The sequence below is a fragment of the Streptomyces sp. EDA2-14 genome, from assembly GCF_054963755.1.
This window is the reverse complement of sequence record NZ_JBUEGE010000029.1, coordinates 18,056-33,808: the sequence shown is the minus strand read 5'-3', so window position 1 is coordinate 33,808 and position 15,753 is coordinate 18,056. Positions and strand designations below refer to the sequence as shown.

Below are 15,753 nucleotides of genomic sequence, written 5' to 3'. Positions count from 1 at the left end.
CCGCGCCATGCATTTTGCGTATGTGACGGGCGGGTCGAACCTCACACCATGGCGACCACATCCCACGCTTCGCAGCCGGCCCTTGAGGCCACCTCCGGTTCCTCCCGTGCGGGCGGTGTCGCGCTGATGCTCGGCAGCGGCCTGTCGAACCAGGCCGGCGCGTCCCTGGGCGCCCTGGCCTTCCCCGTCATCGGTCCGGCGGGGGTCGTGGCCGTACGACAATGGGTCGCCGCCGCCGTCCTGTTGACGGCGGGCCGCCCGCGCCTGAGGTCCTTCACCGCGGTCCAATGGCGCCTGGTCCTCGCCCTGGCCGCGGTCTTCGCCACGATGAACCTCACGCTGTACCTGGCCATCGACCGGATCGGGCTCGGCCTCGCGGTCACGCTCGAATTCCTCGGCCCGCTCACCGTCGCCCTCGCCGGAACGCGCCGCCGCGTCGACCTGCTGTGCGCCCTGGCCGCGGCGGCGTCCGTCGTCGTCCTCACCAGGCCACGGCCCAGCACGGACTACCTCGGCATCACGCTCGCCCTGGTCGCTGCGGTGTGCTGGGGCTGCTACATCCTGCTCAACCGTGCCGTCGGCCACCGCCTGCCCGGCGTTCAGGGCTCGGCGGCGGCCGCCGTCTCCGGCCTCCTCTACGTGCCGATCGGCGCGACTGTCCTGTACCTGCACCCGCCGACGGTCCCGGCAGTCCTGTGCGCCCTGGCGGCCGGGATCCTCTCCTCGGCGGTCCCGTTCCTCTCCGACCTCCTGGCACTGCGCCGGGTCCCCGCCCGCTTCTTCGGCGTCTTCATGAGCGTCAACCCGGTCTTCGCGGCCCTCGTCGGCCTCCTGATCCTCGACCAACACCTCGACACACCGGCCTGGTCGGCGATCGCAGCCATCGTCGCGGCGAACGCGGTGTCGGTGGGAACTTCCGGCAGCCGTACGTAGTCCCGATTCCCCAGCGGTCACCGGGCACCGCACCACTCCTCCCACCCCGCCGTCGTGGCGGCACGCTCCCTCCACTGCCGGACGCCCGCCCCGTCCGCGTCCCATCGCTCGCAGAACCGCCGCAACTCCTCGCACCTGGCCAGGTCCTCCACCGGATCCCCGACGTGGGCGAACTCCCAGTCGACCACGGCGGTGACCCCGAAGGTGGCTGGGTCCAGGAGTACGTTGTTGGGGCCGAAGTCGCCGTGTACGAGGACGTCGCCCGCGCTACGCGTGCCCAAGGCCGTTGCGGGTGGGGTGAGTTCGTGGATGCGGCGCAGCAGTTCTCCGCAGCTTGCCAGTACCTCGGCGGCATGTCCCGCGTCCACCAGTTCCTGGCCCGGCACACCGGGCAGGAAGCCGAGCTTCAGGCTCGCTACGACCGTGCCGTCGGCGAGGGTGCGGTTGGTGTAGCCGTGTCTCAGTGGGCGCATGGGGCGATCATCGGCCCGTGGTCTCGTGTTCGAGCAAGGTGCGGAAGGTGCGTGGAGGGCGGCCGGTGATGCGCTGGACGGTGTCGGTCGTGCGGTCTTCCGCTCCTTGCGCGATCGTCCGGTCCATGTCGGCCAGCATCGCGGCGAACTCCTCCGGGATCTCCGCCGCGAGGCGGTCGCGCATTTCCTCGTAGGAGAGGTGGCGGTGGGTCACGGGGTGGCCGGTGACCTCGGTGACGATCGTCGCGATGTCGTCGTAGGAGAGTGACTCGGGGCCCGTGAGGACGAGGTCCGTGTTGGGGGCGGTCTCCTCGGTCAGGGCGCGGACCGCGACGGCCGCGATGTCCTCGGCGTCGATGAAACCGACCCGGCCGTTCCCGGTCGCGGTCCGGATGGTTCCCTCCTTGCGGATGCTCGTGGCGTGTGCGTGCCCGCCGGTGAAGTTCTGCATGAACCAGGAGGGCCGCAGCACCGCCCAGTGGTCGAACAGCTCGGGCAGTGCCTGATGGACCGTGCCCACCGCCGGTCCGCCTTCGGGGATGGCGGAGGAGCTCAGCAGCACCGCGCGGTGCACACCCGACGCGCGGGCCCGGTGGAGGAACGGCAGCATGACCGCCGCCGGATCGGGCTCACCCACGGGCGGCACGAGGTAGACGCGGTCGACTCCGTCGAGAGCGGCGGCATGGGTGGTGGGCTCGTACCAGTCGAACGGGGTCGGATCCGTGCCGGGGATCGGGGTCGCGCGGCGGCTGGCGGCCTTGACATGGTGGCCGGCCGCCGTGAGCTGCGCGGCGACACGGCTGCCGGTCGTGCCGGTGGCGCCGATGACCAGAGTGGTTCCGGTACGGGTGGTCATCGCTTGCTCCCGGCGAAGTCGGCGCCGTCCTGCTGGACGGCCAGCGGGTTCCAGTAGTCGCGGTAGGACGTGATGAGGCCTTCCTCGACCGTGACCACCGCGATGTACGTCATGTCGAAGGGGCTGTCGGTCTCCACCAGGCGGCCGACACCGCGCATTTCGACCACGATGGTCCGCGGGTCGAGGGTCTCGTGGATCTGGAGATCGGGGAAGTCGTGCAGGTCGATGTGGTCGGGGTAGTGGCGCATGTACGACGCGACGGCCTCCCTGCCGTCCAGGCGCCGCGGCCAGCCCCGGGGAGCGAACGGGAATTCCATCACTCCGTCCTCGGCCCACAGGCCGACCCAGCCGGCGATGTCCTTGTCCAACAGCAGCCTCAGGCTGTGGCGGTACAGCTCCGCCGGAGACGTCGGTGCAGGTGTGGGTGCGGGCATGGGTGTCCTCCGGCGCGTAGAGCTCGTAGAATCCGGACCACGGGTCCGTTTCGAAAATGTACCGGACCGCCGGTCCGTTTTGCAATGAGAGTGACGACGAGAGGAACCGCATGCCCGACCGCAAGCCCCGCAAGGACGCCGCCCGTAACCGGGAAGCCGTCCTCGCGGCCGCCGACGCGCTGTTCGCCCGTGGCACCAGCCCCGAGGACGTCACCATGGCCGACATCGCGACGGAGGCAGGCGTCGGCAAGGGCACGCTGTTCCGGGCCTACGGGGACCGGGTCGGGCTGCTGCGCGCGCTGTACGAAGCGCGGCTCGAACCGGTCACCCGCGCAGTCGAGGACGGCCCGTCACCCCTCGGCCCCGACAGCCCACCGCAGGAGCGTGTCACCGCGCTGCTCGACGCCGTGCTGTGCTTCAAGCTCGACAACCGGCGGGTCGCGCTGGCCCTGGAGGGAGCCGGGAGTGGCAGCCCGTACCAGGCGACGCACTACGAGCGGTGGCACGGCCTGCTGCGCTCCGCACTGGAACAGATTCCGGGGGTGCCCGACGGCGGGTTCGCCGCACACGCCCTGCTGGCCGCCACGCGGGCCGACCTCGTCGAGCATCTGGCCGGGCAGGAAGGCGTGGCGCGCGAACGGATTCGGGCCCAGCTGGCGGAATTCGCGGCCCGTGTCATGGCCGGTGCGTCGCGCGGATCCTGAGGCCGGATCATGAAGCCGGGGCCCGAAGCCGGGGCGTGAAGGCGGGGCCCGAAGCCGGGGCGTGAAGGCGGGCCCTGAAGCCCGGCCGTCGCCTCAGCGCAGCGACTGCGCTCCGACCACGGACAGCAGTTGCAGCTTCTCGTGGCTCTCGCTGCCCGGAACGGCCGTGTAGACGAGGAGCAGGTGCGACTGGGCAGGGTCGACGAGCGTCTGGCACGTCAGTTCCAGCGCGCCCACCTCCGGGTGCACGAAGTGCTTCACCTCGTGGGGGCGGACACCGACCTCGTGGTCGTCCCACACCCGGCGGAACTCCTCGCTCCGCGCGAGCAACAGATCGACGTAGTGCGCCGCGCGGGAACCGGGCCCCCGGAGCGTCGCCACACCCCGCAGGCCCGAGACGAACATGCGGGTGAGGAAGGCGTGGTCCTCCGGGGCGTAGAGCTCGCGCGTGCCGGGGTCGGTGAACCAGCGGTAGCCGATGCTGCGGGCCGGTCCGGTGTGCCCGGTCTGGTCACCCGTGAGCGCGATGCCGAGCGGGGTCTGGCGCAGTGTCTCGCCGAGCTCCGTGACGATCTCCGCGGGGGTGTCTTGGAGACGGTCGAGGACGCGCAGCAGGCCGGGGCCGATGTGTTCGCTGTCCGCGCCGCGCGGGGGCGGCGTGTGTCCGGCGAGCCGGAACAGGTGGTCGCGCTCGTCGAGGGAGAGATGGAGCCCCTGCGCGATGGAGGCGACCATCTGCTCGGACGGGTGGGGGCCGCGCTCCCGCTCTAGCCGCGCGTAGTAGTCGGTCGACATGTGGCACAGCGCGGCCACTTCCTCGCGCCGCAGACCGGTCGTCCTGCGGCGCCGCCCGCGCGGCAGGCCCACGTCCTCCGGCTGCAGCGACTCCCGGCGGCGCCGGAGGAACTCCGCGAGGCCGCTCCGATCGATCACCCGTGCCTCCGTCACCGTGCGCGCCTGTCCTGCCCTCCCTTTCTACCGCCCGCCCACCGCGACAACCACGGATTGTCAGTCCCCCCTTCACCGATTGCCGCCGCCCCGTCGTCGGCCGAAGCTCTGGGCATGCCACGCAAACCCATCGACATCACCGTCCCCGACCTGTCCGGCAGGCGCGCCGTCGTCACCGGAGCGAGCGACGGCATCGGGCTCGGCCTCGCCACGAGGCTCGCCGCGGCCGGGGCCGAGGTGCTCCTGCCCGTACGCAATCCACGCAAGGGCGAGGCCGCACTCACCACGATCCGCGCGAAGGTCCCGCACGCGAACGTGTCGCTGCGCCGACTCGACCTGTCCTCGCTCGAATCCGTCGCGGCCCTCGGCGACACCCTGCGGGCGGAGGACCGGCCGATCCACCTCCTCGTCAACAACGCCGGTGTCATGACTCCGCCCGCCCGGCAGACGACCGCCGACGGGTTCGAGCTGCAGTTCGGCACCAACCACCTCGGCCACTTCGCGCTGGTGGCCCACCTGCTGCCGCTGCTCAGTGCGGGCCGGGCACGGGTGACCTCGCAGATCAGCGTCGCGGCCAACCAGGGCGCCATCAACTGGGACGACCTGAACTGGGAACGCTCCTACGACGGCATGAAGGCCTACAGCCAGTCGAAGATCGCGTTCGGCCTCTTCGGCCTCGAACTCGACCGGCGCAGCCAGGCCCACGGCTGGGGCATCACCAGCAATCTCTCCCACCCCGGCGTCGCCCCGACGAACCTGCTCGCCGCCCGCCCCGAGGTCGGCCGGGCCAAGGACACCGTGGGCGTGCGCCTGATCCGGGCCCTGTCCACCCGCGGCATCGTCGTCGGCACGGTCCGCACCGCCCAGCTCCCGGCCCTCTACGCCGCCACCGCTCCCGACGCCGAACGCGGCCGGTTCTACGGGCCCCGGGGAATCGGACACATGGGCGGTCCACCCGCCGAGCAGAAGCTCTACTCGCGCCTTCGCGGAACGCAGGACGCGCAGCGCATCTGGCAGGCATCCGAAGAACTGACGAAGACCTCCTTCCCCGGCAGCTGAGGGGCATCGTGCCTGTGGCCGGTCCGGTCGGGGCCCGCTGACGCGATGCGACCGTGCGGACGGGGCCGTTTGCGTAAGCTGGGCGATATGCGTACCCGACCCACCCTGACCTGGGAACCGTCCGGAGACCAGCCGCCCGCCACGACCGACCTGGCGCCCGTCGTGGAGGCGGTGCGAGCGGGTGGGGTCGTCGTGCTGAGCGGGGCCGGGCTCTCCACGGAGTCGGGCATCCCGGACTACCGCGGGGAGCACGGGTCGCTGCGGCGGCGGCACATCCCGATGACGTACCAGGAGTTCACCGGCAGCGAGTACGCCCGGCAGCGGTACTGGGCGCGCAGCCAGCTCGGGTGGCGGGCCATGCTCCGCGCCCACCCGAACGCCGGACACCTCGCCGTGGCGGAGCTCGCCGCGGCGGGCCTCGTCACCGGCGTGATCACGCAGAACGTCGACGGTCTGCAACAGGCCGCGGGCGTCCAGGACGTCGTCGAGCTGCACGGCAGCCTGAGCCGCGTGGTCTGCCTGCACTGCCGCACTTTCACCACCCGCGAGGAACTCGACCGGCGCCTGCGGGAGGCCAACCCGCAGTTCGAGGCTCAGGCCGAGCGGCACCGGTCGGCGCGGGTCAACCCCGACGGCGACGTCGAACTCCCCGACGAGGCCGTGCGCGAATTCCAGGTGGTGCCGTGCGCGGCCTGCGGCGTCGGAGTCCTCAAGCCGGACGTGGTGTTCTTCGGCGAGAACGTGCCGCCCGACCGGGTCGAGACCTGCCGCACCCTCGTCGCCGGTGCCACCTCGCTGCTCGTCCTGGGCTCCTCGCTGACCGTCATGTCGGGCCTGCGCTTCGTACGCCAGGCCTCCGACGCCGGAACCCCGGTCCTCATCGTCAACAACCAGCCCACCCGCGGCGACCGCTGGGCCGTGCGGGTGGAGCTGCCGTTGGGGCAGGCGCTGCGGGACGTGGTGGCGGCGGTGCGCGACTGAACCGGTGCCGCCCCCGCCGGGCCGATCAGACCAACCCGTACTCGCACGGCCCGTTGCCCCTCCACCCACGCGTACGCCTCGGGCACCTAGGGTCGAGGCCGAGGGGGCAAGGGGGGATTCGGTCATGCGTCCAGACTGTCCGATCGGGCGTTATTCCTGGCGCTTCTCCGCGCTCAGCACATTGACCCGCGAGTGGTCGAGATAGCGCTCCAGGAGGTGCTCCGCCTGTGTGGCGTCGCCCTGTGCGAGGGCGTCCAGGAGGGTGCGGTTGCGGTCCAGGTAGGGCCAGTGGAGGGTGCGTGGGTCGTCTACGGCGTGGAAGGCCAGGCGGAGTTCGGCCAGGACGCTGCGCATGGCCTCGTCGACGCGCGGACTGCCGGCGAGTGCGACGAGTTCGCGGTGGAAGTGGAAGTTGGCCGCGCCCAGGGCGTTCCAGTCCTCGGTCGCGGCAGCCTTCTCGCCTTCGGTGACGGCCGTCCGCAAGCCGTCGAGGTCGTACGGCGGATCGCCCAGGGTGCGGATCGCCGCGCACTCCACCAGCACCCGCATCCGGTAGATGTCGGAGACATCGGTGGCGCTCGGACGCCGGACGAACACCCCGCGATTGAGTTCGTGGACCAGCAGCCGCTCGTGCGTCAGCAGCCGGAACGCCTCGCGCAGGGTGCTGCGGGAGACACCGAGGGCCTCGGCGATCCTGTCCTCGGAAAGTCTTGTCCCGGGCGTGAGGTGACCCTCGCCGATGCGTGTACGCAGTAGATCCGCCACGCGACCGGCGATGCTCGTGCGTCCCAACAGGGCCTTGTCGCGCGCCAGTTGATTGACTTCCTGGCCCATGCGGCGCCCCTCTCGTCAGCTGTGCGTCGACCGTATGGCAATTCATCGAGTGAAACAACGGCGCATCCTCTTGTTGGATTGTTCGACGATCCTCTACGGTGCCAAAACGTCAACTCGTGGTGTTCTCAAGCAACTTGAGAGGTGCACGGTTATGAACGTGAACTCCGGGCCGTCCGAGCGGCCCCCCACTCAGGCAACGCCCAGCACCGAGAAGCAGCAGTCCGAGGCGGGGTGGTTCCCCTGGTTCCGGGAGCTTGGCCCGGACGGACGGCGCGCCTTCGCCGGCGCGTACGGCGGCTACGGCCTCGACTCCTACGACTTCTACGTGCTGCCGCTCGGTCTCGCGGCGATCGGCGCCTACTTCGGGCTCGACAACGGCCGCACCGGCCTGCTGGCCACCGTCACCCTGCTCGTCTCCGCCGTGGGCGGCGCGCTGGCCGGGGTGTTCGCCGATCGCGTCGGCCGGGTGCGCGCCCTGGTCTGGACGGTCAGCGTGTACGCCGTCTTCACCGTCGCCTGCGGCTTCGCGCCCAACTTCGAAACGCTCCTGGTCTTCCGCGCGTTGCAGGGACTCGGGTTCGGCGGCGAATGGGCGGTCGGCGCGGTCCTCGTCGCCGAGTACGCCTCGGCCCGCCACCGTGGCCGTACGCTCGGCTGGATCCAGTCGGCCTGGGCGGTCGGCTGGGGACTCGCGGTCCTCGTCTACAGCGTGGTGTTCCACCTGGTCGACCAGGACCTCGCCTGGCGCGTGCTGTTCTTCACCGGTGCGCTGCCCGCGCTCCTCGTGCTGTACGTGCGGCGCAGCGTCAAGGACGCGCCCAAGGCGGCCGAGCGGCTGCAGTCACCGGAGCGTTCGCACTCGGTCACCGCGATCTTCCGTGGGTCACTGCTGCGTACGACGCTGCTGGCCGCGCTGATGTCCACCGGTGTCCAGGGCGGCTACTACACGCTGGCCACCTGGATCCCGAAGTACCTCAGCGACGAGCGCGGCCTCGCCGTCACCGGCGTCGGCGGATTCCTCGTCGTACAGATCATCGGGGCGTTCACCGGGTACGTCACGGGGGCGCACCTGACCGACCTCCTCGGGCGCCGCCGCACCATCCAGCTCTTCGCCGTCCTGTCGGCCGCGTGCGTGCTCTGCTACGCGCAGGTCCCCGCCGACTGGAACGAGGTCTCGCTGATCCTCGGCTTCCCGCTCGGATTCTGCATGTCGGCGATCTTCTCCAGCTTCGGCTCGTTCCTCGCCGAGCTGTACCCCACCGAAGTACGCGGCACCGGACAGGGATTCACGTACAACACGGGCCGCGCCGTGGGGGCCGTCTTCCCCACCCTCGTCGGCTTCCTCTCCGACAGCTGGGGTGTGGGCGGCGCGCTCGGTTTCGCCGCCGTCGGCTATGTGCTCGCCTGCGTGGCGCTGCTCGGCCTTCCGGAGACGTGCGGCATCCAGCTGCGCTGAACTCATGACCGCACAGGGCGACAACCCAGTTGAGGCAGCCATGGCATGCACTTTCCCCGACAGCGAGGGTTCGGACAGTTTCACGCAGGCGTTCCGGTACGCGGTCGCACCCCCCGAGCGGCGGTCGCTGCGCGGCGAGGGACTTCCCCCGGTGGCACTGGACGTCGACAGCGGCGACCCGGACGTCGTCCGCGAGCGCACCGACCGGGTCCTTTCGGGCCTGGAGTCCATGCTGACCGATTTCGGCAATGAGGCCTGCACCCCCTACGCCCGACTGGGCCGTCAACAGGCGGCACCGGCCGGGCAGGAGTACCTGGCCCTGGAGGTGGCCGAAGGCCTGCGCCGCACCCGGCCGTCGAAACGGGCGCTGAGGCTGCGCAACCTGCGGCTGATGCGCGACATCACCGACGAGTTCCGCGCGGATCCCGCCCGCCGGCCCACCGCGCGTGAACTGCGCGACCGCGCCTACGCGCTGCGCGCCGAGGACGCGGACGGCGGCGTGCTGCACTGGTTGGCCGCGGTGCGCGGAGACGCCTTCGACAACAGCGTGCTCGCCCCGGTCGGTTCCCTGGTCAAACTGTTCGGGGAGCCGCTGTTCCACACCTTCCCGCGCTGGTGCTGGGCCACCTGGTGGTCCCACCGGCTGCTGCGGCCCCGCCGCCTCCTTGTGCTGCCCAACCGGCACAACTGGTACGAGCGGTGGCGCAGGATCGGCCGCACCGACCACTCGGTGTTCCACTTCGCCGCAGAACTCCTCCAGCGCGAGTCGACCCGCATGCTCCCCACCGGCGACGACACGGCCGACGGCCCCCGTGCCACCGCCGACTTCGGAGCGGCGGCCGAGGAGGCGCGCCTTGACCTGGAGGAACTGCTGCTGCGCGCCGTCCTCGCCGACCTGTACGCGGCAGGACCCGGCCGGGGCCCCTGGTCGCGCCGCCGCCGCACCCGCCGCGTCGTACTCCTCGACCTGCCGCCCCTCCCCGAGAACCCCGGCGCACGGGCGACGGCCCAAGAATGGAACGCCCACCTGCGGTCGTACCCCGTCATGGCCGCACGCTTCCTGCGGGCCTGCGTCAACGCCGCGCCACAACTCGCCCGCGCCGGAGTCGTCGTGGTCGCCGCCGGGCGGACGGCCGAGGACGACCCGTCCATGGCGGGCGTGTGGGACCGGTGCGCAAGCCTGCGGGAGGGCGCCGACCGCTTCCGCCCCACCGCGCTTTCCACGCCCCGGCGCCCGCTGTCGGTGCCGCTGGAACCCATGCGCTGGACCAGCGAGGGACTGCACGTCGTCCCCATCGAGCCGCCGAAACCGCGGCTGAACCTGGGCCCCGGGCCCGAGGCCGCGATCCAGGCCGTGTGCCTCACGCTCGTCCTCGCCCTGGTGGGGGACTGGGGCCTGACCAGGATCGGGGGCGACGAACCGGAGTGCTACCAGGGGCAGGCGGTGGGCACACCCGGCCAGGCGTCGGCGGCGAGCGGCCCGACGGGCGGCGACGAGAAGAGCCCGGCGGAGCAGTACGCCGCGGTCCGGGCGGCGATCGACACGCTCAACTCCCGGGCGCTGAAGGCCGAACGCCGGCACAGGCCGGTCCGCAGGGTCGTCTATCTCGGTGCCACGGTCCCCAAGGACCGCGAGGAGGCGATCGACAACGGCGCCATCCCCGAACTGCGCGGCCTGTGGCTCGCCCAGCAGCGGCTCAACGAGGCGGCGGTCGACGACCAGGACCGGGTGCGTATCTACCTCGACGTCCGCGACACCGGAACGAACTTCGCCCACGCCCCGGCCGCCGCCTCCTGGGCCGTCGCGCAGGCCGAGCGCTACAAGGAGGCCAAGGACCACCGCACGGTCGTCGGCGTCGTCGGCTTCTCCGAGAGCCGCCGCAGCACCCGCGAGGCCGCCAGGATCCTCAACGACGGGCAGGTCCCGGTCATCGCCACCACGGCGACGGCCGACGCCATGCGGAAGGGCCTGACCTACTACCGGCCCATGTCGCCCAGCAACAGCCGGGAGTCGGCGGTCGCGGCGGGGTTCGCGCGGAACGCCCGGATCGTGCGCACGGGCGACGGACAGTGTGCGGCGGCCGACCATGCGCTCGTCATCAAGGACCCCGGAGACCTGTTCAGCAACGAACTGGGCACCATGTTCGCCCGCAGGTTCGGGGACGGGGCCGACACGCTCACCCTCGCCGAGCGGGGCGGCGCCACCACCCCCGACGACATCGCCCGGACGGTGTGCGCCCGCATCAAGCAGAACCCGCGCACGGTCGTGTACTGGGCCGCCCGCGTCCGCAACTTCTCCGCGTTCCTCGGCCGCTACGGGCCCGACTCGGGCTGCGCCGGGCTCCCGCTCACGGTAATCGGCAGCAACGACCTGACGAGCACCGCACTGCGCGGAAAGTACCGGCCGTACATGCGGGACTGGCTGAGCCTGTTCCACACGGTGCATGTGCTCCCGGAGACGCATCCCGACAACAGCGACGAGTCCGCCACCGTTTTCAGCCTCTACGTCCAGGCCTTCACGGCCGCCGACCCCTGGCTCAACGACGGCCACGTGGCCCTTGCGCACGACGCCCTGAAGACCCTCGCCCTGGCCACCGACCGCGCCTACACCAGCACCTCGGGGCAGGACAGGCCCGGCACCGCCAACACCGAACTGGTGAAGTCCAAGCTCGACGAGAAGCTCACCTTCCAGGGCGCCAGCGGTGTCGTCTCCTTCCCCGAGCGCTACGGCTCCGGCCCGCCCCTGGACAAGGCCATCGTCCTGCTGCACCCCACCGCCGGCGGCCTGACGGTCGCGCTGCGGTGCGGAGCCTTCGAGCTCAACGCCCCGGCTCGTACGCGGTGGGTGCCCGGGAGCACGCAGCCGTGCCCGACCGACGACGTGCACTGACCGCGTGACGGGCTGCGTTCAGCCGAGCGCCGCCCGCAACCGGCCGAGCCACTCCCGGCCCATGTGCCGCCCGTCGGGGTACCGGTCCTCCCGGTCCCAGCGCCACGTCGTGACAATCGCCAGGACGAGGATCCTGCACGCCCGCAGCACGTCCTCGTCGATGCCGCGACAGTGGGCCGCGACCTCCTCGGGAGCATGGGCGAGGTCCCACTCCACGGGCCCGCGGCAACATGTCTCCAGGTCGATGAAGAGCAGCCCGTTCTCTCTCGTGCCGAGTACGTTGCCGGGGTGCGGCTCGCCGTGCAGCACCTGCTCGTCCCCACCGTGCTCGGCGACCGCCCGCCCGAGCCGCCGCAGTGTGTCACGCAGCAGGTCCCGGTCCGTGTCCGCCAACTCCGGGGTGCGGTCTCGGTCCGCCAGCAGGCGTCGCGCCCGGGCGATGCGGTCCGTGAAGTGCGGCGTCGGGACGTCGACCTCGCGCATGCCGGCGTGCAGCCGCTCCAGCGCGCGGGCGTACTCGTCCGGCGGAGCGGGGCGGTCGGTCACGGGGGCGTAGTACGTCCACAGAGTGACGGCGAAGCCGTCCCGCTCGTACACGCGTGGCTCCACGCCCGGCGCGAGCGCGGCCACCGGGCTCCTGACATCGGCGAGCCGCCGCGCGAGCCGGATCTCGAACTCCGCCACCTGATCGCCCACGGGCGCCACACGGGCCAGGACGTCGCACGGCAGCAGCCGCACTGTCAGCTTGTTGGAGTCGTGCAGAACGGTGGCGCCGTGGACGGACAGCCCGAGCGACGACCCGACCGACAGGGCCGCCGCGACCGCCCGAGCGGCATCCGGTTCCAGCATGCGGCGAGTATGCGGCCGCGAGCCGTGTCGGCGCACACGCATTTCAGACGGTGTAGCCGCCGTCCACCGCGAGGTGCTGCCCGGTGATGAACCCGGCGCGGTCCGAGGCGAGGAACGCGACGGCCTCCGCGATGTCCTGCGCCCTCCCGAAGCGGCGCAGCGGAATGTTGCGGCGGGTCACCTGGAGGGCGGCGTCGTCGAGTTCGCCGTCCTCGATGAGGCGGGCCGCGATGCCGTCCGTGAGCATGCCGGGGCCCACGCAGTTGAACCGCACACCGTAGCGGCCCTCCTCGGCGGCGAGCGCGCGCACCACCGCCTCCACCGCGCCCTTCGTACCCGAGGACAGACCGTCGCGGACGGGGTAGCGGTGGGTGGCCGCGGTGGTGACCGCGACGACGCTGCCCGCCGTCTCACGCAGGGGTTCGAGCGCGGGATGGACCAACTGGTAGAAGGCCAGCGCCTCGGTGTGGAGCTGGTCCCGGTACCGGGACGGCGGTACCTGGCTCAGATGCACCATCGGGACGTGCGGACCGGCGGCGTGGACGAGCGTGTGCAGGGCGCCGAACCGGTCGACTGCCGAGCGGACGGCCGACGCCGCCGCATCCTCGTCCGTCAGGTCCGCCCGCACGGACTCCACCCGGGCGCCCTCGGCGCGGAGTTCGGTGCTGAGGGCGTCGGCGGCCTCCTCGTTCGACCGGTACGTGAACAGCACCGCGCTGCCGCGCCGGGCCAGCGTGCGGACGACCGCCGCGCCGACGCCGCCGGTGCCGCCCGCGACGAGCGCGGTGCCCTTGCGGCTGCCGAAGTCCTGCTCCGTGTGCGTGTCCGTCTCGCTCAACGTGGCAACTCCCTCACAGGTCTGGCCGGTGGTCGGCGGCTCCCGCCCGCCCGGCCCTGCTCGTACCCGCGTATATATCCGCAACCGCCGCAGAGTTGAAGGCATGTCCGACCGTCGATCGACCGCGGCCGCGGCGGTATCTTCGGTCCCGGACGAAGGAGCGGATGTGGAGTCGCCGACGAGCAGCGTGGCCGCGGGAGTCGACCGTTCGCCGAGGGGCGGCCGCCCACGTGCCACGTCCCGCGCCGATCTGGAGCGCATCGGCTTCGAACTCTTCGCCCGGCAGGGCTTCGACGCCACGACCGTCGACGACATCGCGGGTGGGGCCGGCATCGCCCGGCGGACGTTCTTCCGCTACTTCGCGTCGAAGACCGATCTGGTGTGGGGCGACTTCGAGCACCAACTGGCGGGGTTCCGTGAGCTGCTGAAGGAAACCGACCCGGCCGTCCCGGTCATGACGGCGCTGCGTGCGGCCGTCGTCGACTTCAACCGGTTCGACGCATCCGTCGTGCCGTGGCATCAACAGCGCATGCGGCTGATCCTGAGTGTCCCCACGCTGCAGGCCGATGCCACCCTGCGGTACGCCTCGTGGCGCGCGATCGTCACGGACTTCGTCGCCCGCCGCCTGGATCTCGCCCCGTCCGACGCGCTCCCGCGGCTCTTCGGGCATACCGTCCTGGCGGCGGCGGTCACGGCGTACGAGCACTGGCTCGCGGTGCCGGAGGCGGAACTGAGCGAGCTGCTCGACACGGCGATCCGGCGGCTGGAGGAGGGGCTCGGCGGAGCGTCACGGTAGCCCTCAGAGCAGTTCCCCGCGCAGCGCGTCGGCGACGAGCTCACCGATCAGTACGGCGGTCGCGGCGGGGCCCCGGTGCGGGGTGTCCGGCAGTATCGACGTGTCCGCCACCCGCAGCCCGCGCACCCCGTGCACCCGCCCGAACTGGTCGACGGCGGCTCGCTCCGGAGCGTCGGCGGAGCCCATCGGGACGGTTCCGCAGGTGTGCTGGGCCGTGCCGAGGTGGTCGCGGATCCAGGCGTCGAGCGCGCGGTCGTCGCCGAGGGCCGCCGGTCCGGGGTCGAGCAGGCCGCCGTCGGAGAGTTCGGCGAACGGGGCGGTGGCCAGGACGTCGGCGGTGACGCGGACGGCCGCGCGGAGCCGGCGCAGGGCCTCGCCGTCGCGCAGGTAGTCGTAGTCGACGGCGGGGGAGACCCCGGGATCGGGGGAGAGGAGCCGGAGCCGGCCGGTGGGGCGCGGTGTCTGGACGGAGGCGAGGAACGAGTGCGGCGCACCGGACACGTGCACGGACCCTCCGACGAGCCCGGCCATCGGCACCAGTGACTGGAGGATCTCGATGTCACCGGGGCTTTCGGGGGTGCTGCCGGGGGAGTTGAGGTGCAGGCACCCGCCAAGCCACGTGGTGGCGGGCGGACCGAGCTCGTCGCGGGGCCGCCAGTCCAGGACCAGTTGCGGATGGTCGGAAAGGTGCGCACCGACCGCGGGGGAGTCCCGGACGACGGGGACCCCCGCCCGCTCGAGATCCGCACGCGGCCCGATGCCGGACAGCAGGAGCAGGTGGGGCGTGACGAGAGCCCCCGCGCACAGCACCACGCACCCGGCGTCGAACGTCTCCCGCGCCCCGTCGCGCTCGACCGCGACCCCCGTGGCACGCCCCTGCTCGACGACGACCCGCCGTACGGAACAGCCACCCAGCACGGTGAGGTTGGGTCGTTCGAGAACCGGCGCCGACAGGTGGGCGAGTCCGGTGTTGAGCCGCACCCCGTCCACGCAGTTCAAGGGCACGGGGCCGAAGCCGGGCGGGCCCTGGTCGTTCAAGTCGGGCTCGGCGGGGAAGCCCAACTCCCGGGCGGCATCCCGGAAGGCCGCCGCGGCAGGGTGGTCGAGGGCTGCGCGCGCGACACGCATCGGCCCACCGCTCCCGTGCACCTCGCCCCGGCCGAAGTCGACGTCGTCCTCCATGGCACGCAGCAACGGCAACACCCGCTCGTACGCCCACCCGGGATTCCCCGCCCCGGCCCACCGCTCGAAGTCCGCACGCCGCGCCCGGACGAAGTACCCACCGTTGACCGTGGTGGACCCGCCCAGCAGCCGCCCGCGCGGCACCGACCACGGCCGCTCCGGGGTGAGCCGTACGGGATGGGCGACGGTGCCGGGGTGCCCCGGCCGGGCCCCCGGCACGAGGCGCGCGTCCAGCAGGTCCGGGGCGAATGCCGAGGCCACCGGACCGGCCTCCAGCAGCAGCACACTCCGGTCCGCGTCCTCGCTCAACCGCGCCGCCAGCACGGCCCCCGCGCCACCGGCGCCGACGACCAGCACATCAGGACGTGCACGCGGCATCGGGCCCATGGGACCGGATCCAATCCCGGCGCCACGGCGGTGCGCAAGACCCCCGGAGGCTCCCGCACCCTTTCTTTTGGCATCGCATGCCAATACTCTCGGAACCGTTCGCGCACACCCTCAACCACCCACCGGTATCAGG

General features: G+C 72.1%; 15 protein-coding genes. 7 read left to right on the top strand and 8 right to left on the bottom strand.

The window, feature by feature from the left end; all coding sequences use genetic code 11:
- The first annotated feature begins 48 nt into the window (after positions 1–48).
- The gene (locus tag ACY34M_RS39390) at positions 49–933 is read left to right on the top strand and encodes an EamA family transporter (protein ID WP_462723294.1); all 885 of its coding nucleotides are present in this window, start codon (positions 49–51) and stop codon (positions 931–933) included.
- 17 nt (positions 934–950) lie between these two features.
- On the opposite strand, the gene ACY34M_RS39385 is transcribed toward ACY34M_RS39390, so the two are convergent.
- Genes ACY34M_RS39385 through ACY34M_RS39375 form a run of 3 tightly spaced genes read right to left on the bottom strand, consistent with a single transcriptional unit; the run spans position 951 to position 2,696 of the window.
- Complete coding sequence (locus tag ACY34M_RS39385) at positions 951–1,406, bottom strand: phosphotransferase family protein (protein WP_462723295.1); 456 nt, start codon at positions 1,404–1,406, stop codon at positions 951–953.
- A 7-nt stretch (positions 1,407–1,413) separates the two neighbouring features.
- Entirely contained in the window at positions 1,414–2,262 is an 849-nt protein-coding gene (locus ACY34M_RS39380; protein WP_462723296.1) for an NmrA family NAD(P)-binding protein, read from the bottom strand.
- Positions 2,259–2,696: a nuclear transport factor 2 family protein gene (locus tag ACY34M_RS39375; protein ID WP_462723297.1), complete on the bottom strand. Its 438-nt coding sequence runs from the start codon at positions 2,694–2,696 to the stop codon at positions 2,259–2,261. The genes ACY34M_RS39380 and ACY34M_RS39375 overlap by 4 nt, the downstream gene beginning before the upstream one ends.
- A gap of 110 nt (positions 2,697–2,806) precedes the next feature.
- On the opposite strand from ACY34M_RS39375, the gene ACY34M_RS39370 reads away from it, so the two are divergent.
- A complete protein-coding gene (locus tag ACY34M_RS39370; protein ID WP_462723298.1) occupies positions 2,807–3,400 on the top strand; it encodes a TetR/AcrR family transcriptional regulator in 594 nt (197 codons plus the stop codon).
- A 93-nt stretch (positions 3,401–3,493) separates the two neighbouring features.
- On the opposite strand, the gene ACY34M_RS39365 is transcribed toward ACY34M_RS39370, so the two are convergent.
- Complete coding sequence (locus ACY34M_RS39365) at positions 3,494–4,333, bottom strand: helix-turn-helix transcriptional regulator (protein ID WP_462723299.1); 840 nt, start codon at positions 4,331–4,333, stop codon at positions 3,494–3,496.
- Positions 4,334–4,462: 129 nt separating this feature from the next.
- On the opposite strand from ACY34M_RS39365, the gene ACY34M_RS39360 reads away from it, so the two are divergent.
- A complete protein-coding gene (locus ACY34M_RS39360) occupies positions 4,463–5,407 on the top strand; it encodes an SDR family oxidoreductase (RefSeq protein WP_462723300.1) in 945 nt (314 codons plus the stop codon).
- An 87-nt stretch (positions 5,408–5,494) separates the two neighbouring features.
- Positions 5,495–6,388 carry a Sir2 family NAD-dependent protein deacetylase gene (locus ACY34M_RS39355; RefSeq protein WP_462723301.1) on the top strand — a complete coding sequence of 298 codons (894 nt, stop codon included), beginning with the start codon at positions 5,495–5,497 and terminating at the stop codon, positions 6,386–6,388.
- A gap of 150 nt (positions 6,389–6,538) precedes the next feature.
- Here ACY34M_RS39355 and ACY34M_RS39350 read toward each other — a convergent pair whose 3' ends face one another.
- The gene (locus tag ACY34M_RS39350; RefSeq protein ID WP_462723302.1) at positions 6,539–7,222 is read right to left on the bottom strand and encodes a GntR family transcriptional regulator; all 684 of its coding nucleotides are present in this window, start codon (positions 7,220–7,222) and stop codon (positions 6,539–6,541) included.
- Between the two features lie 151 nt (positions 7,223–7,373).
- On the opposite strand from ACY34M_RS39350, the gene ACY34M_RS39345 reads away from it, so the two are divergent.
- A complete protein-coding gene (locus tag ACY34M_RS39345; protein ID WP_462723303.1) occupies positions 7,374–8,678 on the top strand; it encodes an MFS transporter in 1,305 nt (434 codons plus the stop codon).
- A gap of 40 nt (positions 8,679–8,718) precedes the next feature.
- Entirely contained in the window at positions 8,719–11,568 is a 2,850-nt protein-coding gene (locus ACY34M_RS39340) for a type 1 periplasmic-binding domain-containing protein (protein WP_462723304.1), read from the top strand.
- A gap of 18 nt (positions 11,569–11,586) precedes the next feature.
- Here the strand turns inward: ACY34M_RS39340 and ACY34M_RS39335 are convergent, their stop codons facing one another.
- Complete coding sequence (locus tag ACY34M_RS39335; RefSeq protein ID WP_462723305.1) at positions 11,587–12,417, bottom strand: phosphotransferase enzyme family protein; 831 nt, start codon at positions 12,415–12,417, stop codon at positions 11,587–11,589.
- Positions 12,418–12,460: 43 nt separating this feature from the next.
- A complete protein-coding gene (locus tag ACY34M_RS39330; protein WP_462723306.1) occupies positions 12,461–13,255 on the bottom strand; it encodes an SDR family NAD(P)-dependent oxidoreductase in 795 nt (264 codons plus the stop codon).
- 103 nt (positions 13,256–13,358) lie between these two features.
- Between ACY34M_RS39330 and mftR the strand changes: the two genes are divergently transcribed.
- The gene (mftR, locus tag ACY34M_RS39325) at positions 13,359–14,051 is read left to right on the top strand and encodes a mycofactocin system transcriptional regulator (protein ID WP_462723307.1); all 693 of its coding nucleotides are present in this window, start codon (positions 13,359–13,361) and stop codon (positions 14,049–14,051) included.
- A gap of 3 nt (positions 14,052–14,054) precedes the next feature.
- On the opposite strand, the gene mftG is transcribed toward mftR, so the two are convergent.
- Entirely contained in the window at positions 14,055–15,611 is a 1,557-nt protein-coding gene (mftG, locus tag ACY34M_RS39320; protein ID WP_462723308.1) for a mycofactocin dehydrogenase MftG, read from the bottom strand.
- Between the last annotated feature and the right edge of the window lie 142 nt (positions 15,612–15,753).